The 23157-nt window shown below is 68.3% G+C and carries 22 protein-coding genes; 10 read left to right on the top strand and 12 right to left on the bottom strand.

The features are described 5' to 3' along the window. Position 1: 1 nt before the first annotated feature. The 5 genes from ABT137_RS38585 to ABT137_RS38605 all read left to right on the top strand — a co-directional run bounded on the left by ABT137_RS38585 (position 2) and on the right by ABT137_RS38605 (position 4486). On the top strand, positions 2-154 hold the full coding sequence (locus ABT137_RS38585; protein WP_351716142.1) for a hypothetical protein: 153 nt from the start codon (positions 2-4) through the stop codon (positions 152-154). A 75-nt stretch (positions 155-229) separates the two neighbouring features. Then, positions 230-2044: a family 43 glycosylhydrolase gene (locus ABT137_RS38590; RefSeq protein ID WP_351716144.1), complete on the top strand. Its 1815-nt coding sequence runs from the start codon at positions 230-232 to the stop codon at positions 2042-2044. 64 nt (positions 2045-2108) lie between these two features. Continuing rightward, positions 2109-3323 (top strand): GAF domain-containing sensor histidine kinase, encoded by a 1215-nt coding sequence (locus ABT137_RS38595; protein ID WP_351716146.1) that lies wholly within the window; start codon positions 2109-2111, stop codon positions 3321-3323. Beyond that, on the top strand, positions 3320-3967 hold the full coding sequence (locus tag ABT137_RS38600) for a response regulator (RefSeq protein ID WP_351716147.1): 648 nt from the start codon (positions 3320-3322) through the stop codon (positions 3965-3967). The genes ABT137_RS38595 and ABT137_RS38600 overlap by 4 nt, the downstream gene beginning before the upstream one ends. Before the next feature lie 117 nt (positions 3968-4084). After that, positions 4085-4486 (top strand): nuclear transport factor 2 family protein, encoded by a 402-nt coding sequence (locus ABT137_RS38605; protein ID WP_351716149.1) that lies wholly within the window; start codon positions 4085-4087, stop codon positions 4484-4486. 97 nt (positions 4487-4583) lie between these two features. Here the strand turns inward: ABT137_RS38605 and ABT137_RS38610 are convergent, their stop codons facing one another. The 8 genes from ABT137_RS38610 to ABT137_RS38645 all read right to left on the bottom strand — a co-directional run bounded on the left by ABT137_RS38610 (position 4584) and on the right by ABT137_RS38645 (position 11077). After that, on the bottom strand, positions 4584-4949 hold the full coding sequence (locus ABT137_RS38610; protein ID WP_351716151.1) for a nuclear transport factor 2 family protein: 366 nt from the start codon (positions 4947-4949) through the stop codon (positions 4584-4586). 196 nt (positions 4950-5145) lie between these two features. Further along, the gene (locus tag ABT137_RS38615) at positions 5146-6720 is read right to left on the bottom strand and encodes an FAD-binding oxidoreductase (RefSeq protein WP_351716152.1); all 1575 of its coding nucleotides are present in this window, start codon (positions 6718-6720) and stop codon (positions 5146-5148) included. Continuing rightward, positions 6717-7523, bottom strand: coding sequence for a Crp/Fnr family transcriptional regulator (locus ABT137_RS38620; protein WP_351716154.1), 807 nt, complete (start codon positions 7521-7523; stop codon positions 6717-6719). The genes ABT137_RS38615 and ABT137_RS38620 overlap by 4 nt, the downstream gene beginning before the upstream one ends. Positions 7524-7612: 89 nt before the next feature. Further along, positions 7613-8803, bottom strand: a complete 1191-nt coding sequence (locus ABT137_RS38625; protein WP_351716264.1) for an FAD-dependent monooxygenase — start codon at positions 8801-8803, stop codon at positions 7613-7615. Between the two features lie 65 nt (positions 8804-8868). Continuing rightward, complete coding sequence (locus ABT137_RS38630) at positions 8869-9105, bottom strand: dihydrodiol dehydrogenase (RefSeq protein WP_351716156.1); 237 nt, start codon at positions 9103-9105, stop codon at positions 8869-8871. 11 nt (positions 9106-9116) lie between these two features. After that, positions 9117-9650, bottom strand: a complete 534-nt coding sequence (locus tag ABT137_RS38635; protein ID WP_351716158.1) for an aromatic-ring-hydroxylating dioxygenase subunit beta — start codon at positions 9648-9650, stop codon at positions 9117-9119. Positions 9651-9671: 21 nt separating this feature from the next. Next, a complete protein-coding gene (locus ABT137_RS38640) occupies positions 9672-10886 on the bottom strand; it encodes an NAD(P)/FAD-dependent oxidoreductase (protein ID WP_351716160.1) in 1215 nt (404 codons plus the stop codon). Continuing rightward, positions 10886-11077 carry a ferredoxin gene (locus tag ABT137_RS38645; RefSeq protein WP_351716162.1) on the bottom strand — a complete coding sequence of 64 codons (192 nt, stop codon included), beginning with the start codon at positions 11075-11077 and terminating at the stop codon, positions 10886-10888. The genes ABT137_RS38640 and ABT137_RS38645 overlap by 1 nt, the downstream gene beginning before the upstream one ends. A 265-nt stretch (positions 11078-11342) precedes the next feature. On the opposite strand from ABT137_RS38645, the gene ABT137_RS38650 reads away from it, so the two are divergent. Together ABT137_RS38650 and ABT137_RS38655 are read left to right on the top strand one after the other, a co-directional pair. After that, positions 11343-12731, top strand: a complete 1389-nt coding sequence (locus ABT137_RS38650; protein ID WP_351716164.1) for an aromatic ring-hydroxylating oxygenase subunit alpha — start codon at positions 11343-11345, stop codon at positions 12729-12731. Between the two features lie 67 nt (positions 12732-12798). Further along, positions 12799-13320, top strand: a complete 522-nt coding sequence (locus ABT137_RS38655; protein ID WP_351716166.1) for a hypothetical protein — start codon at positions 12799-12801, stop codon at positions 13318-13320. A gap of 165 nt (positions 13321-13485) precedes the next feature. Here ABT137_RS38655 and ABT137_RS38660 read toward each other — a convergent pair whose 3' ends face one another. From ABT137_RS38660 to ABT137_RS38670, 3 genes are read right to left on the bottom strand one after another with little or no spacing between them, the layout of a single operon-like run. Beyond that, positions 13486-14337, bottom strand: a complete 852-nt coding sequence (locus ABT137_RS38660; RefSeq protein ID WP_351716168.1) for an aldolase/citrate lyase family protein — start codon at positions 14335-14337, stop codon at positions 13486-13488. Further along, positions 14334-15116 (bottom strand): 2-oxo-hept-4-ene-1,7-dioate hydratase, encoded by a 783-nt coding sequence (hpaH, locus tag ABT137_RS38665; protein WP_351716171.1) that lies wholly within the window; start codon positions 15114-15116, stop codon positions 14334-14336. Before hpaH ends, ABT137_RS38660 begins: the two co-directional genes overlap by 4 nt. Positions 15117-15135: 19 nt before the next feature. Further along, positions 15136-16056, bottom strand: a complete 921-nt coding sequence (locus tag ABT137_RS38670; RefSeq protein WP_351716173.1) for a dioxygenase family protein — start codon at positions 16054-16056, stop codon at positions 15136-15138. Positions 16057-16338: 282 nt separating this feature from the next. Here ABT137_RS38670 and ABT137_RS38675 point away from each other — a divergent pair, with 282 nt between their 5' ends. Genes ABT137_RS38675 through ABT137_RS38685 form a run of 3 tightly spaced genes read left to right on the top strand, consistent with a single transcriptional unit; the run spans position 16339 to position 20641 of the window. Beyond that, the gene (locus ABT137_RS38675) at positions 16339-17523 is read left to right on the top strand and encodes a cytochrome P450 (protein WP_351716176.1); all 1185 of its coding nucleotides are present in this window, start codon (positions 16339-16341) and stop codon (positions 17521-17523) included. Between the two features lie 47 nt (positions 17524-17570). Beyond that, positions 17571-19859, top strand: coding sequence for an ATP-binding protein (locus ABT137_RS38680; protein WP_351716178.1), 2289 nt, complete (start codon positions 17571-17573; stop codon positions 19857-19859). Then, complete coding sequence (locus ABT137_RS38685; protein ID WP_351716181.1) at positions 19817-20641, top strand: helix-turn-helix transcriptional regulator; 825 nt, start codon at positions 19817-19819, stop codon at positions 20639-20641. Before ABT137_RS38680 ends, ABT137_RS38685 begins: the two co-directional genes overlap by 43 nt. Before the next feature lie 31 nt (positions 20642-20672). On the opposite strand, the gene ABT137_RS38690 is transcribed toward ABT137_RS38685, so the two are convergent. After that, entirely contained in the window at positions 20673-23132 is a 2460-nt protein-coding gene (locus tag ABT137_RS38690) for a hypothetical protein (RefSeq protein WP_351716183.1), read from the bottom strand. Positions 23133-23157: the final 25 nt, after the last annotated feature.

A 23157-nucleotide genomic window follows, 5' to 3' on the forward strand; every position in this document is an offset into this window, starting at 1 on the left:
CATGCCGAAGCCCCGTTCCACGGCCACCCGCGAGCTGGTGAACCTCGACGGCCTATGGAGGTTCACCAGCGCCACGGGCGCGGGCGAACACCCGTGTGCCGGGCCACTGGACACCCCGCTCGAAGCCGCGGTGCACGAACTGCGGCGCCGCTGACGGGGGCTGGCAGGCCGCAAGCCGTCGTCCGCCGAGAACTGAAGACCTCAAGAAGCTGCTGACAGGAAACCCCAAGTGACCGCTTCAGAACGCACTTTCTGCAATCCGCTCGACATCGCCTACCGCTATCAGGACATTCAGTTCTCCGGCACGGTCAGAGGCATCAAGCTCGGCGAGCCGCGGCGGAGCGTGCACCGGGAGGCAGCGGATCCGTCGATCGTGCTGTACCGGGGCCGTTACTACATGTTCGTCTCGATGTCCGCGGGGTTCTGGCACTCGACGGACCTTCTACGGTGGGAGTACCGCGCGACGTCCAAGCTGCCGGCCCTCGACTACGCGCCGGACGTCCGCGAGGTGAACGGAGCGCTCTACATCAGCGCCTCCCGCAAGGAGGACAACTGCCCCTTCTTCCGAAGCCTCGACCCCCTGTCCGACGACTTCGTCGAGGTCACGCCGGGCACCTTCCCCTTCTGGGACCCGAACCTGTTCCAGGACACCGACACATCGGTGTACCTCTACTGGGGGTGTGACAACAAGACACCGATCTACGGAGTCCGGCTCTCGGACACGTTCAGCCCGATCGGCGAGCCGTCGCCTCTGATCGGCTCCGATGTCCTCGCCCATGGCTGGGAGCAGCTGGGCGAGGACTACGTCGTCGTACCGCCGCAGAACGAGTTGGAGAAACTCGTCGCCCAGGTCAGTGGCACCGCACCCTTCATCGAGGGCGCCTGGATGACCGAACGCGACGGTACCTACTACCTGCAGTACTCGGCGCCCGGCACCCAGCTCAACACCTATGCCGACGGGTACTACACGGCCTCGGCACCTCTGGGCCCCTTCACCTACTCGCTCGACAGTCCGTTCTCGTCGAAGCCCGGCGGGTTCATCACCGGAGCGGGACACGGCAGCATGTTCCAGGACCGGCACGGAAACTGGTGGCACGCGGCCACCATGCGCATCTCGGTCAACGACGTGTTCGAGCGCCGCGTCGGAATCTTCCCCGCGGGCTTCGACGACGACGGCGTGCTGTTCTGCAACCAGAACTTCGCCGACTACCCGATGACGGTCCCGGACGGACCGTTCGACCCGTGGACGCCCCCCGCCTGGATGCTGCTCTCCTACAGGGCGGATGCCGTCGCCTCGTCCTCGGCCCCCGGCCACGACCCCGCGTCCGCCGTCGACGAGAACGTCCGCACGTGGTGGGCGGCCGCCGGCAGCGAACCGGGCGAATCCCTGACGGTCGACCTCGGTGCGAACAAGACCGTCCACGCCGTGCAGATCAACCTGGCGGACCATGAACTGGCCGACACCGCCCCGCACGCGCCGGACGGAGTGGATGTGGGCCATTCCTGGCGGGGCATCTTCCCGAGCCATCAACCGGCGGAGATCCTGGTCGAGATCTCGGAGGACGGCCGGGAGTGGACCATCGTCCGGGACTCCCGCGGCACGGGCGCCGACGCTCCGCACGCCTTCGTCGTCCTCGACGCGCCGCAGGAGACACGATTCGTCAGGATCACCGGCGGTCGAATGCCGTTCGACGGCACCTTCGCCGTCAGCGGTGTCCGTGTCTTCGGGACGGGCGCAGGCGAGGCTCCACCTGCAGTGCGCGCTAGAGCCGCCCGTGTGGACGACCGCACCGCCCGAGTCGAATGGGAAGCCGCCGCCGGGGCCATCGGCTACAACGTCCGCTACGGCCGGCACCCGCAAAAGCTTTACCACAGCTGGCTGGTGTACGAACGCACGGCCCTGGACCTGCGTTCCCTCAACGCGGGTGCGGAGTACTGGGTGGCCGTCGACGCGTTCGGCGAAGCCGGCGTCACCTCCGGTGAGCCCGTGCCCGCGGCGCTCAACGCCGAACTGGATGAACAGGAGGCCGAAAAGCAGCGTTGAGACAGCGAGTTCCGAAAGTGCGGACTGAATCCTACCTCTGATCAACCAGCGCACGCTTTTGGCGATGGTCAACCGGTACGTGCTGTGTTACGTTGCTGTCACTGTTACGTTGCTGTCATTCGGCATTGTCGCCGTAGAAGAGCGGTACGTCATGAACGGTCACGCGCCAGTCAAAGCCATCGCATTGCAGCGCACACCGGCGGCTGTTATTCGGGCCGCCGTTGACGTTGCGCAAGACGCGTTGGGATCTGACGTCGCCTTCGGGGCGATCGGTTCCCGCACCACGGAATTCCCGATCGCTTCGGCGAAGGGTATTCACGACCCGCGATGGAGCAGCATCGTCGTTCGCCCGCACACCGGGCTCGGGGGCGAAGTCCTGGCGCGGGGACGCCCTATGATCGTCGCGGACTACGCGTCGGACGCACACATCAGTCGCGACTTCGTCGAGATCGTGGCGCGGGGCGAGGGGCTGCGGGCGGTCGCCTGTGTCCCTGTGCTGGGTCCTGCGGGTGTCGAGGCACTGCTGTATGCCGGTGCGCACCTCGAAGGAGTCCTCGGCGACCGTGCGGTCGCGGTCCTCGAACAGCTCGGCGCGTACGCGTCGGTGGGGTTCGAGCAGATTCGGGCGCGCGAGCTGGAACTCGAACTCGCCCGGTTGCGCGAGCGGGAGCGTCTCGCCGGCCGGCTCCACGATTCGGTGGCACAACGGCTCTTCACGATCGGCGCGGTCGCCCAGGCATCTCGCGCCCAGGGCGATCCGAGCAGCCTCATCGACGCGATCGAGGAGATCGAGGCGACGGCGGCCGAGGCACGCCGAGAGCTGCGCGAGACACTCCTCACACTCCACCGTGATCCTGAGAACCTCGCAATCGATGTCCAACTGGACGGTGAGCTCCGCCTGTTGGAGACCATCACCGGTTGCACCGTGCGCGTTGTGCGGCACGGTACCTTCACACGCGTGCCGGACCACATCGCCCGGCTGGTGATCGACACGGCGGTCGAAGGAACGCGCAACGCCGTGAAGCACAGTCACGCGGGTCTCATCGAAGTCGAGATCGTGTGTGCCGAGGGAAGACTCTCGCTCACGGTCGAGGCACTGGCCGTCGACGGGCCGCTGGAGTCGCCCGGTAATCCGCCGGCGACCGGGACCGGGACCGGCATCCGCACACTGCGCACGCGAGCGGAGCGACTGGGAGGTTCGCTGCGGCTCACGGCGGTCCCGACCGGCCCGGCCGTACTGCGACTCGACATTCCGTACAACGATTCGGCGGTTCGATGAAAGTCCTCGTAGTCGACGACCACCCGGTGGCACGCCGCGGACTGCGCGCAGTGATCACCTCCAACCTCGGGGAATGCGAGATCTTCGAAGCCGACGACGCGACGACGGCTCTCGCCCACGCTCACGACCAGTGTCCGGAGATGATCCTTCTGGACGCGCGGATGCCCGAGTCCATGCCGCCGGAGGAACTGTGTCGTGAACTGCGCGAGTCGCTTCCGAACGTCGTCATCGTCATGTTCACCGCCTTCGACGACGCCGAGGTCCTACGTGCGTGCGTCGCCGCTGGCGCGAACGGGTGCCTGTTGAAGGACACTTCGGAAGTCAATATCGGCGCTGCCCTTCGGGCGCTCCTGGCGGGTCAGTTCGTGCTCGACCCGCGGATCGCCAGGCAGCTCGCCCCGGAGTTCGCCAGGCGCCAGGCCAGAGGAACGGTACGGCTCACGGATCGGGAACAGTCGGTGCTCGGGCTCCTGGCGCACGGCTGCTCGAACCGGAGGGTCGCGCAAGAGCTCTGCCTCTCCGAGACGACCGTGAAGGGATACGTGACCGACCTTCTCCAGAAGCTGGACGCTTCCTCCCGGCTGGAGGCAGTGGTCCGCGCGTACGAACTCGGGCTTGTAGCCCCCGGTACGGAAAGGGTCTGAGCACTCCGCAGGCCGACCGGAAGCCCCTGTGGCGTTTCCAACACCGGCTGGATGAGCAGGCCTGTCGCGAGGCAGATTCTTCCCGTAGCTGTCACACGGACCAGGGAGTCGCCCAGGATGGACACGCATGAGGGGGCGGCGATCGCCCATGACATGGAGCGCGGCAAACGCGCCGTGGAAGGCTTGTTCGAGATCATCTACGGGCCGGCCGAAGGACTCACCCGCCTCGACGAATTCGTCGCCGAGGACTACGTCCAGCACAACCCGAACCTCGCCCAGGGACGTGAGGGGCTGAGGGAGTTCTTCACTCACATCCTGTCCCTCCCGCCCGCGGAACGACTCGATCCCGCGAAGACGGTGACGGTCAATCTGGTCGCCGAGCGCGACCTCGTCCTGCGACACGAGATCCGCACCGACGGAGTGCTCTTCGATCTCTTCCGGGTGAGAGACGGCCTGCTGCAGGAGCACTGGGACGCGTTCCGCGCGAATCCGGACACACCACCGATCTATGGGCTCTAGCACCACATAGCGCTCCATAGCACCCCATGCGTCAGCCGTCAGGCGATTTCCGCCTGACGGCTGACGCGATCCTCGAAAAACTACGTCGAAGCAATCCTCAAAACATTGCGGAGACGCTTTCCTTCGAGATCTCCTGGGCGACGTCCCAATGTTCCACGAGCTTTCCGTTCTCAACGCGCCATATATCGACGATCGCCAGATCGGGGCTTCCGTCCGCGAATTCCATGTGCAAGTGAAGGGCAACCATCTCCCCATCACTGATGATCCGCTTGACCGTGGCCCGGCCGCCCTTCGCCGCTTCGTCTTCCAAATATGCGATGGCGCCTTCCCGGCCTTTCCCGGCTTTGGGGTTGTGCTGAATATAGTCTTCGACGGCATACCGCTCGAAAGCCTGGCGCGCGCCATGAGCCTGAAGGGCCGAGAGGAAACCTTCAAGCACCTCACGGCTCGTCGGGACGGTCATTCGTCGGCCTCCTGGTGAGACACCCGGTCAACATTGCACATTTCCATGAGTGGGCAACGATCCCGAAGCCCTGCGACAAGCTCGACAGCCGAAGACTGCGCCCCCGCCGGACATGCCGCAACGGCCATGTTCATTCAACGAACGTCTTCAACGGCGCAAGGCTGAGCAGGGTGGGCGCGGGCACACGCCGTGCATATCACCGGTCGCGGTACCGCGCGGGCCAGATGCCGTGCCGGCCCGGGGACAGGATGCCCTTCGGGTCGACGGCGTCCTTGATCGTCTCCGCGAAGCGCCGGTAGGCGTGATCGCCGAAGGCGAGCTGGTCCTGCGCGAGGTCCGAGAAGTCGAGGTGCGACCGGTACTCGGCGTAGCCCTGCTGCCCGAGCTGCACGAGCAACTCCTTCGCGGTCTCGATCGTCCCCCGTAGGTGGCCGGAGTCGTGCCGGTTGAAGAACATCGCCGACACGACGATCGCGGAGCGCTCGTTGGTCACGAACACCTGCGCCGAGAAGTTGACGCCCGTGCGCTCGACGACCTTGTCCTTGATCTGCTGGACGACCTTCGCGACCTCCTCACCGCGCAGCGGCACGACGGGCGAGAACCCGATATGCCCCACGAAGTCGGGAAGGCTGTCGAGGATGTCGCTGCTGGGCACGCCGCCGGAGATGCGGTCGATGAGCCCGGCGTCCTTGATCTCGTGCCAGTTCTCCGCCGTGTACGTCGCGAGTCGACGCACCTCGCCGCCCTCGATCGCGCTCCACGCCTCGCGGAGCCGACGCTCGTGCACGTCGATCACGTCGGGGTCGCCCCACAGGGCCGTGCGCACGCCCCACCGGCCGAGCCCGGTCTCGTCGGCGATCGCGTCGAGCTGCTCCTCCCGCATCGCCGGGGTGCCCGGCGGCGGGATCTTGCCCTTGAACTCGGGGAAGTGCGCCTCGCCCACCGTCAGCAGGTCGAGGATGTAGGGGATGCCGTGCAGGATTCCGTCCAGCCGCAGTTCGCGTATGACGTCGACCATCTGCGCGAGCTGGTGGTAGCGCGGGACGGAGAGGTACAACGGCGCGTACGCCTTCGGCCGGCGCTGCAGCCACACCCCCGCCTTCGTGACGATGCCGAAGTTCGACTGCGCGAACAACGGGTCGACCACGGGCCCGAGCCCCCGCTTGTAGAGGTGCCAGGCGGGGTTGCCCTCCTGCGCGCCGAAGCCGGTGCGCAGGAGCGACCCGTCCGCGAGCACGACCTCCAACCCGTTCAACGTGTTGAAGTCGGAGCCGTTAGGCAGGAACGTCTGACCGTTGTCGAGCGAGTTGCCGATGACGGAGCCCCAGCCGATGTCGGGTACGGACACGAGGAGCTCGTCGCCCTGCTCATGCAGCACGTCGTAGAGGTCGTACCACCGCGCACCGGGCTCGACGACCGCGTAGGCGAGTTCGGTGTCGACCTCAAGGACGCGGTCCATCTTGCGGAAGCTGATGAGCACGGAGCCTTTCACCCGCGCCGAGGGACCGCCATAGCCGTTGTTGCGGCCCTGCGACGACGCCCACACCGGGACCTCGTGGCGGTTCGCGACACGGACGATGTCCTGCACCTGCTCGGTCGAGGTCGGGAACAGGACAAGACTGGAGTCGTACGTCCGGTCCTCCGCGGGCCAGTACGGGTCGCGGTACTCGTCACGTTCCTCGTCGGTGATGAGCGCGTTGTCACGGCCGACGACCGCGACGAACTCGTCTCGCACGGCGTCGGGAAGCTCGAAGGGGATCGGATCGCTCATGTCCGTGACTCCCTCACCCGCGGTCGGCCACCGGATACATCGTGCATGGCTGCCTCTCTCCTTTGGATGTCGTCGGTCGTGGACCGACCTGCTGTGAACGCGTCAAGCTCGTGCTTGGCCTGGTGGGCGAGCTGCTTCTCGTCGAGGATGACGATCTCGCATCCGTCACGGCGGGCCCATCCCTGCCGGACGAAGCCCGCGAGCGACTGATTGACGCTCTCCCGGGAGGCGCGCACATGCAGTGCGAGCTCTTCCTGGCTGAGCCCGAGATCCACTCGAATGCCGTCCGGTGTACGGCGGCCGAACCGCTGGGCCTCGCGCAGGATCGCGCGCGCGAGCCGGGTTCCCACGTCCAGACCGAAGACGTCGTGCAGCGCGTCGTTCTGGCGCTGCGCCCTCCGGACGAGGAGGTGGATGAAGCGCATCGCCGCCCCTGTATGGGCGGCGAGCCATTCGAGCATCGACTCGGTCGAGAGCTCCGCGATCCTCGCCGGGCCGAGCGTGACGGCCGTCGTCGGCTGCGGTCGCCGGTCGAAGAGGTCGAGGCTGCCCAGCAGTTCACCCGGGCCCGCGATGACGAGGATGTTCTCACGACCGTGCTCGCCACGCCGTGAGATCTTCACGCGGCCGGAGAGGACGAGATGGACGCGGGTCGGGTCACCCGCCTGGAAGACCGTGTCGCGTGGGGGAAACGTGACGCAACGCGCCCTGGTGAGGAAGTCACGTACGACATGCTCAGGGAGTTCGTCGAGCAAAGAGGCGCGCCGGACGTCTCCGGTCACACCCGTGGGCACCGTCTCCATCGCGTATCGGCTCCGCGCGTTGTGGGTGGATGTCGCCGACATGACTTGTCGCCGTCTCCCGGTGGACGACGCTCCGTCGTGCACGACATTCAGATCGCCGCGCCGACGGGCAGGGATACCGAGGGCCCGCCGGCGCGGACCTGTCGTGCGGTCAGAGCGCTGTCGTGGCTGAAGATCCAGCGCATGACGTCCTCCCTGTCGGCCAGCTGGTCGGTGGTGGAGAACTCCGCATGGCGACCGTCGTACTGCAACCCCAGGCGGCGGGAGAATCGCTGGATGTAGGAGGCCCGCTCGCGGCGGGCACGGTCGTACTCCTGGAAGGCGGAGGCAACCTCGGCGGGCGGACGGTCGCGCAGCACTTCCACCAGCGCGGCCGCGTCCTCGATCGACTGATTGCCGCCCTGCCCCACGTGCGGCAGCATCGCGTGGGCGGCGTCGCCCGCCAACGCGACGCGGCCGCGCACCCAGGTCGGGAGTGGTTCGCGGTCGTACAGCCCCCACCGGAAGGTCCGGTCGATCCGGTCGATCAGGCCCCGTACCGACTCGTTCCATCCGGCGAACTCCTTCGCCAGCTCGGCCGGGTCGCCGGGCGCGGACCAGGACTCGCGCATCTCGTCGTCCGCGGCGACGAAGGCGACGAAGTTCAGCAGCTTCGCCCGGCGGACGGGAAAGCAGATGAAGTGCCGCCCCGGCCCCGTGAACAGCTGTGCCTCATGGATCGGCCAGTCGGGGAGGCGTTCGGCGGGCACGAGGCCCCGGTAGGCAACCATGCCGGAGAAGACCGGCTCCGGGGAGTCCACGACGAAGGGACGCACGGCGGAGTGGATCCCGTCCGCCCCGATCACCGCGGCCGCGGTCTCGGTGCTCCCGTCCGCGAAGCGCAGGACGAGTCCGTCGTCGGTCTCGTCCACCGCGACCAGCCGTGCCCCGAGCCGGAGCGCGTCCGGTTCCAGCCGCCAGGACAGCACGTCGATCAGATCGGCCCGGTGGATCGGCCTCGCGCCTCGCGCGTCGACCTCCGAATCCTCGGACCGAACGCCTTCGTGGTTGTAGAAGGCCATTCTGAGCGGCTCGCGGGACTCGATCTCGCTCAGACGCTCCGTCAGCCCGAACGAGTCGAGCACCCGCAGCGAGTTGGGAGCGAGCGACACGCCCGCGCCGACCTCGCCGAGTGCTTCCGCCTGCTCGTACACCCGGACGGGGATCCCGGCATCGGCCAGCCCGGTCGCCGTCGCGAGCCCCGCGATCCCGGCCCCGATCACTGCGACGCCCTCCGCCATACGTGCCACCACTGCCTCCATTCTTTGACGATCGTGAGGGATAGCGGGATGAGTGTCTGCGGCGGTCAGTCCTCTTCGACGTCCTGCCCGACCGAGGCGCGCAGGAAGCCGGAGAACGTCTCCGCGGTCTGCCAGGTCAGGCTTTCGAGCTCGACGGCGTCGAGCAGGATCCGATATCCGCGGCGGTGGGCGTGGATCTCCAGTCGTTCGCCGTTGCGCGTGTAGACCTTGCGGACGCGTATGTCGGCGAACTCGTTGGAAATCTGGATCGGCGGGTCGTCGCTGTACTGGTATTCGGACAACGCGATCCCGCCTAGAGGAAGACGCCGAGGTTGGCCGTGCCGAGGATCGTGTGGTTGAGCAGCACTTCACGTCGCCGCAGGCGCCACCCGACCGCATCCGAGCGCAGGATGTCCCGGCGCTCGGCCACCAGCAGGTCGTAGTCGGTCGTGTCCCACTGGGAGCGGTGAAGCGTCAGGTAGCTCTTCACCTCCACCTCGCCCGGTCCCAGCTCGCGCACACGTACGTTGGTCACGACACGGCGTGTGCGGGAAGGCGGGTCCTCCGCCCACGCGTGCTCGGTCAGCAGCCGGTCGACCCGCAGGCGCATGCTCGCGTAGGTGTCCTTCATGTGGAACGCTTCTCGGCTGAATTCCGAGATCCCCGCCGCGCGCTCTCGCGTCGTGCGGATCGGGATCAGGTACTCGAGCTCCTCCGACAGGCACGTGTCGGCCCAGCCTGTGTAGTCGGCCTCGTCCAGGAGCTCCGCCTCCCGGTACAGGAACTGCGTGCAGGACCGCTCCAGCTCCGCACCGACCAGTGGGGGGCTCGTCTGTTCTACCGTCATGGCTTCGCCTTTCGCGCGGGGTCAGGAAGATATGGACGGGGCGTCGACCCGCTCGCCGCGTGAGCCGCTCTGAGCAAGGAGGCGCCGGAACTTGAGCATGCTGCGTGTCGAGTTGAGCGCGACGACTCCCGTCAGCCGCTCTTCGCACTCGTAGAGCGCTACGAACCGCTGCTCGGCGAGTGTTCCCTCGACGATCCGGATCCGATCGGTCGGTTGCGGGACTCCCGCGATCTCGATCTTGACGCCGTACTGCTCGGACCAGACGAAAGGGACCGGTGAGTAGCTGCCGGACCGCCCACCGTCGAGGAGGGCACGGGCGACGAACGCGCCCTGCTCTGAAGCATTGGTCCAGTGCTCGACCCTCATGGTCTGCTCGAACAACGGGTTGAACCACCGCGCCACATCACCCGCCGCGTAGACATCGGCGACCGACGTGGCGCAACGGTGGTCGCACAGCACCCCGTCAGAGATGTTCACGCCCGACCCGGCGAGCCAGTCGGTCACCGGCCGTGCGCCGATCCCCACGACCACGACATCGGCGTCGATCATGCGGCCGTCTCTGAGACGTACGCGCTCCACGCGCGCACCTCCGTCGAACCCCTCGGCCGACGAGCCACAGACCAGGCGCACTCCCGCGGCCAACGGAACCTCGGCGCACGCGAGCGCGATCTCGGACCCGAGAATGCGTGCCATCGGAGCCGCGAGGGGCTGGATGAGCACCACGTCGCACCCGAGCTGGCGGGCGGTCGACGCGACCTCGGAGCCGAGGAAGCCCCCGCCGACGACGGCGACGCGCGGCGAGCCCTGGAGCGCGGCCCGGATCGCGAGGCAGTCGTCGACCGTGCGCAGCGGGTAGACACCCTGGAAGAGGTCCCAGTCGCGCGGCATCCACGGCGCGCTGCCGGTCGCGATCACCAGTTGGTCGTATGCCAGCGGTTCGCCGTCGTCGAGCTCCAGTGTCTTTCCGGCCGGATCCAGGGCGCGTGCTCGCCGCCCGAGCCGCAGGTCGAGGTCGAGAGCGGCCAGCCGGTCGTGGGACAGCAACTGGATGTCGTCCGGCGAGGCCTGACCGCCGAGCACGGCCTTCGACAGCGGCGGGCGGTCGTACGGCAGACGCTTCTCGGCCCCGACAAGCACCACCTCGCCGTCGAACCCGCGATCCCGCAGGGTCTCGGCGGTTCGGATGCCCGCCAGCGAGGCGCCGGCCACGACGACGCGCCGTTGTCGGTGCATCATCAGCCTCCCAGGCTCAGCGCACGCGCCGGGCAGTCGCGAACGGCGTGCGCGACCTGGGCCCTCAGATCCTCCGGGGGCTCATCGACCAGAAGCTGGACGAACCCGTCGTCGTCGAGATCGAACACACGCGGCTCGGCGATGACGCAGTTGCCGTAGCCCTGACACTTCCCGCGGTCCACCAGTACCTTCATGTCTCCCGTCCCTTGCCGGCGACACGTCGCCCGTCACCAGCCGCAAAGCGCTGAGGTCGATGGGAGCCGACTGTAATGACGCTGCCCCGACGGTGAACAGCGTCCAAAGGTCGGGGACAGGTTGCTTCCTTCGGAGGGGTCACGCCGGTGGATCGCGGGGTTAGCGTCGGCGACGCTGTCGCCTGGAATCTCGACGGGTCGCCCTTCTGGAACGGGCGCCCTTTTCGACCAGCGCCTTGGAGCAACCGAATTCGAGGAGGATCTCATGGTGTCTGCTGACCGGCAGGCCGGGACGGGCGGTTACGGCTCGCTGAACGGGACGATGCAGACCTTCCTCGCGGAGGTCCAGAAGGATCTCGCGCAGGGGATGCTCTCGCCACGGGTGCTCAACGACCCCGACATCCACCGTGCCGAGCTGGACCGCATCTTCACCAAGTGCTGGGTGTTCGTCGGACACGTCTCGGAGATCCCCAGCCCCGGCGACTACGTGCTCCGCTACATCGGCGAGGACCAGTTCATCCTGGCCCGCGACGAACAGGGCGAGATCCAGCTGCTCCTGAACAACTGCGTGCACCGCGCCTCACCGGTGTGCCGGGCGGAAAAGGGAAACACCTCGCACTTCCGCTGCCCCTACCACGGCTGGATCTACAAGAACTCCGGCGAATGGAACGGCGCCCCCTACCGCGCCAAGGCGTACCGCACCCTCGACACCGCCCGCTGGGGCCTGCGAAAGGCACCCCACGTGGACAGCTACCAGGGGCTGATCTTCGCCTGCCTGGACCCGGACGCGGTCTCCCTGCGCGAGTACCTGGGCGACATGTGCTGGTACCTCGACGTGATCTTCGGCCTCAACGAACAAGGCATGCGGGCCGCCGGCGACCCCCACCGCTGGATCGTGCCCGCCAACTGGAAGTCAGGCGCCGAAAACTTCGTCGGCGACGCCTACCACGTACAGTCCGCACACAGCTCGCTCGGGGACATCGGTCTCATCCCCGACAACTCGAAGTCGGTGACCGAGACCTTCCATGTCGCTCTCGAGGGCGGACACGGGCTCATCGTCATCCCGAAAGCCCTCCCTGAGCCGTTCGGGGTGGGGAACTATCCGCCCGAGGTGGCCTCGACCTTCGATCTGGACCGGCTCGACGACGACCAGCGCGCCTTCCTGGCGAGCGGGTACGGGGTGGTCGGCTTCACGATCTTCCCGAACCTGTCGCTCTTCCAGGCCCCTGGTGCGACGGAGGTGGGCGGGTTTCCGGCGGTCAACACCTCCCTGCGGCAGTGGCAGCCGCGGGGGCCCGAGCAGTTCGAGCTGTGGAACTGGCCCATGGTGTGGAACTCGGCCCCGCCCGAGTTCAACCAGGCCTCGTACGACGCCGGCGTCTTCAGCTTCGGGCCCTCTGGGGTGTTCGAGCAGGACGACACCGTCGTCTGGCGCGGCGGCCCCATGGTGGGCCGCTCGGCGTTCGCCCGCCAGGACATGAAGCTCAACTTCCAGATGGGCCTGGACGGAATGAGCGACTACAAGCCCAGGCCCGACTGGATGGGGCCCGGCGAGGCCAGCACCTCGGCCTTCGGCGAGAGGAACCAGCGGCGCTGGTGGCAGCGCTGGAGCGAGGCACTGGCGAACGACGCGGTATCACCACACCGATCTTGAGGAGGAGTTCATGGCAACCGTTGAACAGCGAGAGGAATCGACGAGCCCGGGAGCTCGCCTGCCCGACATGGCGAGGTTCATCGACTTCCTCGAAGCCCGGAAGGCGGAGACGGAGAATCCGAAGCATGCCGCGATGATCGACCTGCTCATCGAGCACTCGGTCGCCGAAGTGCGGGACCACGACATCGACCGGACGATGGCGACACTGGTGGAGGACTGCGTCTACCACTGCTACGGCGACCCCGTCGCGATCGAGCAGCAGGGCGGGCGGGTCGCCGACAGGGACACACAGCGCGCGAACTACCTCCAGAACATGGCCAACGGCATGCTGGCGATGGACAGCCTCGAAGTCGAGGTCGAGCATTTCTTCATCAGCGACGACGCCATCGCCTGGGACGGCTACACACGACTTCGGCTGCCTGGTACGGCACTGGCCCAGGCGGGCGTACCTCTGCCGGACGGGGGAACGGCCGACGACGTCTTCGTGCACAGGTCGAGGGCGGCCGTCGTCATCCCGTTCCGCGACGGCCTGATGGTCGGAGAGGACTTCTACCTCGACGGCCAGGGCACCTTGGAAAAGGCGGTTTGACCGCTCGCCGGCCGCCGGGCGGGGCGGCGGAGGACGGCAGTGAGGTCGGAATGACCTCCTGCCGGTGCAGGCCGATGATGGGGGCGCACAAGGAAGCCATGGATCGCGTCGCCCTTCTGGCAAGGGGACGGGCGGATGGCACTACGGCTTCGGTGACTGCGGCACTCAGGGGGACTGGTTGGCGGCAGGCGGCGCCGCGGCCTGGTGTGTGAAGCTCCGGGCGAGGGCGTCGGCGCCGCGTGCCAGCAGGCCCACGTCCACACCGACCGCGGTGAACGTGGTCCCGAGGTCGATACACCGTCGCGCGAACGTGGGGTTGGTCGTCAGTACGCCGGCCGGTCTGTCCGCCGCGCGCACGCGCCCGATTGCCTCCTCCACCGCCGCGATGACGCTCGGCGCGTTCGGGTCTCCGGGGTGACCGAGGCTGGCGGCCAGGTCGCTGGGGCCGATGAAGATCCCCTCCACGCCGTCGACGGACGCGATTCTCTCGATCTGCTCGATGGCGTGCCGCGATTCGACCTGCACGAGAACGCACAGTTCGGTGTGTGCCAGCTCGGCGTAGTCCTTGACCCGACCGAACCTGGTGGCCCTGGTCAATGCCGCCACACCGCGGAAGCCCAGGGGGGCGTAGCGGGTGGCGGCGACCGCGGCGCGCGCTTCCTCGGTCGACTCGACCTGCGGTATCAGCAGCGACTGCACACCTACGTCCAGGAGCCGCTTGATCACGACGGGATCGTTGACCGGGGGACGCACCACTGGCGAGCAGGGATATGGGGCGACCGCCTGGAGTTGTGAGAGCACGGTCGCGACATCGGCGTGCGAGTGCTCGGTGTCGAGCAGCAGCCAGTCGAAGCCGGCGCCGGCGATGATCTCGGCCGGGTACGGATCGGCCAGCGAACACCACATGCCGATCAGCTGCTCTCCCCGGGAAAGCGCCGCCTTGAACGCGTTCGGCGGCAGCGGCCACTGGCCCGGCGCGGACTGCGGCGCGCCGGTCGGCGGGTGGGGCGTGGTCACCGGAACGCCACCCCGATCGAGCCCAAGGGGCCGTAGTCGGCGTGGATGACGGTGTTCGGTTCGACCGAGACGGGTCGGGTGAACGAGCCCGACAGCAGCAGCTGACCGGCTTCGAGGTGCCGGCCGACCGCGGCGAGCTTGTTTCCGAGCCAGGCGATGCCTGCCGCCGGGTGTCCCATGACGGCGGCCGAGACGCCGGACTCCTCGATCACCCCGTTCTTCGACAGCGTGGCGGCCACCCACCGGATGTCGACGTCCATCGGGCGTACGACGCGACCGCCGACGACCATGGCCGCGGCGGCGGCGTTGTCCGCGATGGTGTCGGTGATCGAACGCGGCACCTCGGTGCGGTAGTCGATGACCTCGAGGGCGGGGACGACGTACTCCGTCGCCCGTAGGACGTCGTGGACGCGTAGGTTCGGCCCGTGCAGGTCCGCGCCGAGCACGAACGCGAGCTCGACCTCCAGTCTGGGCTTCGTGTAGCGGTCCGCGTCGAGAGTGGCGCCGTCGCCCACGACCATGTCGTCGGTGAGGAAGCCGTAGTCGGGCTCCGTCATCTGCGAGGCCATCTGCATGGCGCGGGACGTCAGTCCGATCTTGTGTCCGACGAGCCGGGCGCCTGCCGCCACACGCTCCGCCGCCCAGAGTTGCTGGATGGCATAGGCGTCGACGATCTCGAGATCGGGATAGGTGTGGCTGAGTTGGGTGATCGGTCGCCGATCGCGGTCGGCCTGCATGAGGGCAGCCGCGGCCGCACGACGTTCTGCTTCGGTGATCACTGAGTTCCTCTCGGTCGCGTCACGCACTGTCCGGCTTGTGTCGCGCTTGGGCCGACACGGGCGGGGTCGGCAGCCATGCCTCACCCGGCTCGACGACGAAGGTGAACTCGAGGCTGTACCAGGGCTCGGTCACGTCCGGGTCCGGCGCCGGCTCGTTCTCGTGGCGCTCATAGGTACCGATGAGGCGCTGTACGACGCCGAACTGCGCGTCGGTCTCCAGAATGGGGTCGTCGTGGCTGTAGAGCTGGGAGGCGATGGTCTTGTAACCCGGTTTGTAGATCAGCGCATGGAGATGGGCCGGCCGGAAGGGATGGCGCTTCAGCGCGGCCAGGAGATCGCCCACGGGCCCGTCCGTGGGTATCGGGTAACCGGAAGGCTTGATGCTGCGGAAGGCGAAGACCCCGTCCGCGTCGCTGAAGAACTTCCCGCGGAGATTCCACTCGGCCTGCTCGGGATCCTGGTTCTCGTAGAGGCCGGCCGGTGACGCATGCCAGACGTCGACTTCAGCGCCGGCGACCGCGTTCCCCTCGGTGTCGACGATCCGGCCGGAGAAGAACAACGGCGGTCCCTCGGTGGGCGAGCGGACGATCGACTCGCCGTTGTCCATCCTCGGACTGCCCTGGCGCCAGAACGGGCCGAGCAGGTTCGCCGAGGTCGGATCGTCCTCGGTGCCGTTGTTCATCAGGGAGACCAGCGTCGACAGACCCAGCGAGCCCGCCATCAGCCTGACCTCGTTGTGACTGGACGTGGTGAGCCGCCCCAGCCTGGTCACGATGTCGAGGGAGGTGTCGAACTCCTTCTCGGTCAGCCGTACTTCGCGGGCGAAGTCGTGCAGGTGCCGCACCAGCGCCCGGACGAGCTCCTTGACGCGCGGGTCGCCGGCCCGCTCCGTCTCGGCAAGTACCGCTGCGGTGAGCTGCTCTTCGTCTTGGATGATCACGTCGGTGTCCCCTGGTGACGGCCGGCCGCCGACTCGCGGCAAGCGCTGCCACGCGAGTATCCGAAGGCCGTCCGGCCCGCACAACGCCACTGTTCATCCAGTGAACAACGAGGCGCCGCGACCTGTACGAAGCTCCGCAGACGTTGTTCGTTCAACGGTCACTGCTGTGTTCTCCCAAGCCGAGTCCATGCAGGATGGCCGGTCAGGACTTTCCACGGGCCTCGGGTTCTCGTGCCCCGGCCCGGAATGTCGGCGAGCCGCCGCACGGACAGGGAGAAAGCCATGTCCAGCCATGACAGTACGGCCCACGTCGGGCCTGAGGCCTCGTACTGCCCTTACCCGCTCTACGACCGACTGCGAGAGCGAGGTGTCGCCTTCGTCGAGGAGGCCAACGCCTTGATGGTCACTCGGGCCGACGACATCGACGCGGTGCTGCGTGATGTCGAGACGTTCTCCTCGCTCGACGCGCTCGGACTCCCGCCGATCGAGCAGGGGAACGAGCCGACGAGGACAGGGTTCTATCTGATCACCAGTGATCCGCCGGAACACACCGGGCGCCGTCGCCTGGCCGCCAGGGCGTTCACGTCCCGCCGGATCGCTCCCTTCGAGCCGCAGATCCGGGCGATGTCCACGGAGCTGATCGAGGGGCTGCGCGGGCGCGACGAGGTCGACTTCGTGGCCGACTTCGCCGTCAAGCTGCCCATCGCTGTCATCGCCACGGTGCTGGGCGTGCCGGAAGCCGACACCGCCGAGATGCGGCGGCTCTCGGAGAAGGTGCTCGCCTTCCTCACCTACTCACCCGACCTGCAAGGCTTCATTCGGGCCTGCGAGGAGTTCGGCGCGCTTCTGGCGCCGGCACTGGAGGCGGCGGCAGGTGTCGAGGAGGAGACCACCATTCTCCATACGATCGCGGCATCCGGGCTCGACGCGGAGGACGCCACCCGGTTCGTCCTCGAGCTGCTGTTCGCCGGCAATGTGACGACCGCCGATGCCATCAGCAGCGGCGCCCGGCTGCTGGCCGAGGATCCGCTGCTGGCCGACCAGTTGCGGCAGGACCCGTCGCGGCTGGCCACGTTCCTGGAGGAGTTGCTGCGCCTGGAATCGCCGGTTCAGGGGCTGTACCGGACCGCGACCCGTGACACCGAGCTCGGCGGCACCCCGATTCCGGCCGGCGCTCGCCTCCTGGTGAGTTTCGGCGCCGGCAACCGTGACGCGAAGCTGGCCGAACGGCCCGACGAGATCGACCTGGACCGTGTCTCGCCCCACGCGCACCTCGCGTTCGGCCGGGGAGAGCACACATGCCTGGGCCACGCCCTCGCCCGTCTCGAAGCACGCACGGCTCTGGAGGTGCTGCTGGCCACGGTGCCACGCTTCGAGTTGACGATCCCACCGGAGCGGCTCGACTACCAGCCCGGCCTCAACGTAAGGCATCTGCAGTCCCTGCCGCTTCGACTGTTCTGGTCCTGAAGTACTGTGCGGAGAAACGGTTGCTGGGGCGGCCTTCCTCTGATCCTGTGCTCCGTCCGAGGCCGAGAGGCTTCCGCCGATGCACGCACCGGAGGGCTGCCACGGACGTCCACCAACCGTTCGCCGCCCACGATCTTGGTGTAGGTGATATGCCGCAAGGGGGAGCAGGTCCACCGGCAGTTGGTATCGACCGGGTGGAGAGTGTGCGGTCGCCTGCGTTCGTCGGCCGGCATGTCGAGCGACGGTGGCTCGAAGAGGCGCTGATCCGGCCGTCGACGAGGTTGGTGGTCATCGAGGGGGAAGCCGGAATCGGCAAGTCCCGTTTCGTGAAGGAGCCCGTTCAGGCCCCGATGCCCGGCCACGAGGGTGTGCTGGTCCTGCGATGCCCCCCGATCAGCACACCGTTCCCCCTGGGCACCCTGATCGAGGCCCTCTCACCGACTCCGCCCGACGGCATGCGGCTCGGGCGCCTGGCCGGGGCTCTGCGGCCGCTGTTCCCCGAGTGGTCCGACTTCCTGCCCGAACCGATGCCGCCGACGGAGAGCGCCGGGCTGGAGCGGCATCGCCTTTTCCGGGCTCTGGACGATCTGTTGCGCGCGATGGGTGTCCATACGGTGGTGCTCGAAGACGCGCACTGGGCGGACGACACCACCCACGAGTTCCTGCTCCACCTGGCAACCGTCGAGGTCGACACCCCTGTCCGGGTGATCGAGACTTGGCGCAATGAGGAGCGGCCGCCCCGCGAACTGGTCGCGCGGATCCTGTGCATAGCCTCCGGCAGCACCGGACGGGTGATCCGCCTGGGCCCTCTCGACCTGGCCGGCACGGAGAGGTTCGTGGCGTCGATGCTGGGGGGTCTCGTCGCCTCGCCCCGCGTCGCTGGTCTCCTCCACCGTCGCACACAGGGGGTTCCGCTCCTGCTCGAAGACCTGATCCGGACGTTGCACGACCAGGCTCGGAAGAGCCCCGGCGAGGAGCACTGGAGTCCCGCCGGCATCGCGGCTCTGGCGCCGCCCGCCAGTCTCCGCGAGTCGGTGACCTCGCGTATGGATCGGCTCGCGCCGTCGGCCCGGCTGGTGGCGTGGGCACTCGCCGTCCTCTCCGAACCCGCCTCCGTCCCCTTGCTCTCCGTCGTGACAGGACTGGACCACCAGGCGACCAGCACAGCGGTCGACGAACTCGTCGCCTCGCATCTGCTGAGCCTGCTCGCGGACGGTGAGGTCTCCTTCAGACACGCGCTGGTCCTCGACGCGGTGGCCGAAGAGGTCCCGCTGGGAGAGCGTTCACGGCTCCACGCACGTGCGGCGGCGGCGTTGGGCGCGCTACCGGCCCCGCCCGTGGTCCAACTGGCACGGCACCTGAAGCAGTCCGGCGACACAGAGGGCTGGGCACGGTACGCGGAAGAGGTCGCCGACCTCGCCCTGGGCCGCGCCGACGACCGCACGGCGGCCGACATCCTGCTCGAGCTCGCGACCGCCGTCACCCAAAGCCCCACCGACCTGACCCGGATCGTGTCGAAGATTCCCTTTCCGGTCTTTCGCAGTGTCGATGAGTACCGAGTCGTCGTGGACGTCCTTCGGTCGGTGGCGCAGGACCGGACATTGCCGCGGCTGGACCAGGGGCGCGTCCGCTGGCAGTTGGCCCGCGTCCTGATCATGGCGGACCGGATGAGCGAGGCCGCCGAGGAGACCGAGCGGGCGATCCCGTTGCTTGCGGACGACCCGGTGCTCGCGGGGCAGGCGATGATCAGTCTGGTGCATCTGTCCTGGCCGAACTGGGAATCGGCGACACGGGCCGAGTGGCTGCGTCAGGCATCACAGCTCCTCGCGAACCGTGACCCGGCGTCCGAGTTGCATCTCGTCACTGATCTCGCGACGGTCCTCCTGAGATTCGGATCCGCGGAGGGCTGGCCGGAAGCCGCCAAGATCCCGACACACGACATAGCGGTCCGCGACCGGCTGACCGTGGCCCGCGGCCCGCGGCCCGCGGCCTGGGCAACGTTGCGCACTGTGCACTGGTGTGGGGCAGATACGGCACGGCCCGCGCGACCCTGGCAGCCGCAGTCGACCTGGCAAGCACCTATGAGTACCTCCGTCTGTCCACCGGACTTGAGGCCATGGGTCTGCACCTCGATTATCTGGAGGGCTCCTGGGACGGGCTGCGGCAGCGTGCGGCGGCGCTCGTGTCCGCCGGCCGTGGAGCGGTGGGCGAGCGCCTTGAGGCCGAGATCGTGGAGGCGCGACTCCTGGCCGTGGAAGGCGACTTCGCCGGGGCGGGTCGTCGCCTGCGCACCATGCTCGATCACCCCGCCAGCCAGTTGGGCCCGGAGCTCGTGATGGAGACCCGTGCGGGGCTGGCCGAGGTCGCGATCGCCCGGGGCGAACCCGAGGAGGCCCTCTCCCTGACACATGAGCCGTTCCGTCTGATCCAGCACACGGGGGTGTGGTTGTGGGGCGGCGATCTGGTGCGGACACGTGTTCAGGCGCTCCTGCTCACAGGCCGGAACGCGGTTGCTCGCGACATCGTCGACTCGATGGCGGTCGGCCTGGCCGAGACCCACTCCGCCGCCACCGACGGCGCACTGCTGAGCTGCCGTGCGATGGTGGCACGCGCCGACGGGGATCTGGCCGGCGCGCGGGAGCTGCACCACAGGGCCGCCGCCGCGTGGCGGAGGTTGCCCCGACCGCATCATGAGCTGCGTGATCTCGAGGCGGCGGCCCGGTGTCTGCTCGACGATGGGCACGGGGCAGGAATCGCGGAGCTTCGCGACGTCCTGAACGGGTACTCGCGGCTGGGAGCGGTCGTCGACGGTGAACGGGTCGTCGAGGTACTGCGGACGGTCGGTGTCAACGCCCGCCCGCCGGGAAGACGTGGCGGAAGAACCGGGTACGGCACTCGGCTGTCTCCTCGCGAGCGGGAAGTGCTCCGTCTCGTCGCGGCCGGGGAGACGGACGCGGCCATCGCGGCCAGGCTGTTCAAGTCGCTCAACACGGTCCATTCACAGGTGAAGTCCGCCAAGCGGAAACTCGGGGTGTCCACCCGGGCCGAACTGGCACGCGCCGCCGCCGACCTGGTTGAGGAGGACGGCGACCACCGCCTGGATTCGAGCGACGGGTGAGGCCCCGTGGTCGCACGGGGCCCCACCGCCGTCAGAACGCGCTGACGCCGTTCGGCGAGCCGAGGCCGGTTGCCCCGTCGTATCCCTTGACTCCTTCGCAGAGATAGAGGGCCGAGCAGGTTCCATTGCTGCCTGCCGTCACGTCGTACAGGGAGCCTTTGGGCGCCGAGTACAGGCGCTGCGCCGGATTGCCGCCGGTGTGACCGGTGCGCCCGTAGACGCCGGCGATGACGGGTGCCGCGACACTGGTGCCGCCGACGACCGACCAGCCCTGCAGGCCGTAGGAGTCGTAGACCGCGACACCCGTGGCCGGGTCCGCGACTGCGGACACGTCGGCGACCGTGCGGTTGGCGCAGGTGGAGTCCTTCTGCCAGCGCGGCTTGGAGACGAACCGCGAGCAGCCGCTTCCGGCGCCCTCCCACGAGGTCTCGGAGGCCCGGGTGCCGTCGGGGTTCAGGGTCAGTGAGGTCCCGCCGACCGCGACGACCGTGTTGAAGGCCGCCGGGTAGGAAATTCCATAGCCCCCGTCACCGCTGCTCACCGTGATCGCGACACCGGGGTGGGTGTAGTACGCGTCCTGTGCGTACAGGGCGTCGGCGGACTCGTCGCCGCCGTAGGAGTTGGAGACGACCTTGGCTCCGAGGCGGACCGCGGTGTTCACGGCGGTCCCCAGGTCGTCGAAGCTCGCGGAGTCGGCGCCGACGTAGAGGATCTTGCAGTCCGGGCAGGCGGCCGAGACCATCTCGAGGTCGAGCATCTCTTCGACGCCCCAGTTGGGGTTGGCCTCCGGCAGTGTGGAGCCGCCGTCCTGGTTCACCTGGGTGATGTCGGCCGGCCCGAGACCGAACTGACTGCGGTAGGTGTTGAGCGACGCCACCGCGTCCGGATTCGCGTAGGCGTCCACGACCGCGACGGTCGTCGCCTTCGACGGGCCCGTGAGCCCATACGCCGTCTGCAACTGCGTCGCGGAGAGACCGTCTTGGTAGTCGGCGGTGACCAGCGGCTGCAGGGACTGGTCGGTGGCGATCTTCACACCGCAGGCGGTGCCGTCCATCGCCGCGTCACCGCAGACCGACGCCGCCTGACGGGAGCGGTCCAGGATCGGATGGTCCTGTCCGGCCGTCGCGGACCTCGTCAGGTGCCGGGTGTCCGAGAGGTCGAGCGGCCCACGAGCGCCCGGCTCGTGCGGGGAGTCCGCGGCCCGTGAGGGGGACCGGGTACCGACCGGGGCAAGGAAGCCCGAGGGACGCGCGAGGTCGTAGACGTAACCGGCACCGGCGGGATAGTTGTACGAGACCGTGGGCGCGCCCAGCATCGCGGTGCGGCCGTCGGCGGACAGCGCGACGGACTTGCCGGCTCCGGCGAGCACCATCCATCCCGCGTACTCCGAAGGCACCAGCATCGCCTTCGGGGCGTAGTGCGCTCCCGACCGTTCGAAGACCTGGGCGGCGCCCTGCAGCGTGTTGCGGGCCGGGAGTCCGACCATCAGCGCGGAACCGTCGTACGACGCGGCCACGGAGACGGCGTCACTGGGGTAGTCGGACTTCTGGGTCGGCTGGAGGGTCTCGCCCGTGGTCCAGCCGTCGCCGCGGAGACGGTAGGCGTAGGCGAGACCGTTACCGTGATAGGGCGCGCTGGCGATCAGCACTTTCCCGTCACCCGAGAGGGCCACACCGTTGCCGAACCGCTCGGCCGGCACACCGTCGGCGCGGGTGAGCTCGGCGGTCTGGGACCATGCGCCACCGTCCCGGTCGAAGGTGTAGACGGCACCGTCGTACTTGGACCGGCCCTTGGCGCCTACCGCGAGTCGTGAGCCGTCGGACGAGAGGGAGATCGCGGACCCGAAGAGGTCGTTGGGCGCGTAGTCGGTGCCGATGATCTGGGTGGGGTCGGACCAGCCGCCGTCGACCTTCGCGGAGACGAAGACCGAGCCTCGCCTCGCCTCGTCGAACTGGTCGGCGATGGCGATGGTCGTGCCGTCACCGGATATCGAGACGGAGCCTCCGAAGTCGTCGACCGTGAGACCGGGCACGGTGAGGGTGGCGCTGAGCTGCCATCCGGCTGTCCGCGTGAGTGCGAACACGTAGGCCCGGCCGCCCTGTTGGAACGGCGCACCGGCCACGATCGTCCGGCCGTCGTCCGAGATGGCCACCGAGAACCCGAGCTCCTGGTACCGCGTGCCGGGAACGTTGAGGACCGTCGGCTGCGCCCAGCCGGCGTGTGTCCTGTCGTAGACGTAGACGGCTCCGTCGAGGTCGTCGGCGGTGGGTGCGCCCAGGACCGCCCGGCGCCCGTCCGCGGAGAGCGCCGAGGACCAGCCGATCGTCGAGCCTTCCGGTGCGTCGGCGGTGAGGACGCCGTCGAAGGCACCTCGCTGCGACGCCGTCGGTTCGGCGGCCGCGATGCCGTCCATGCCAGTGGACCCGAGGATCACCACGGCGGAGACCAACAGGGCCAGGCGGGCTCTGAGACGCCTGAACTTCTTCCGCATCGTCTGCCTTTCATCGGGGGTGCCG

It is taken from the genome of Streptomyces sp. NPDC001980 (assembly GCF_040296885.1).
Classification (GTDB): domain Bacteria; phylum Actinomycetota; class Actinomycetes; order Streptomycetales; family Streptomycetaceae; genus Streptomyces.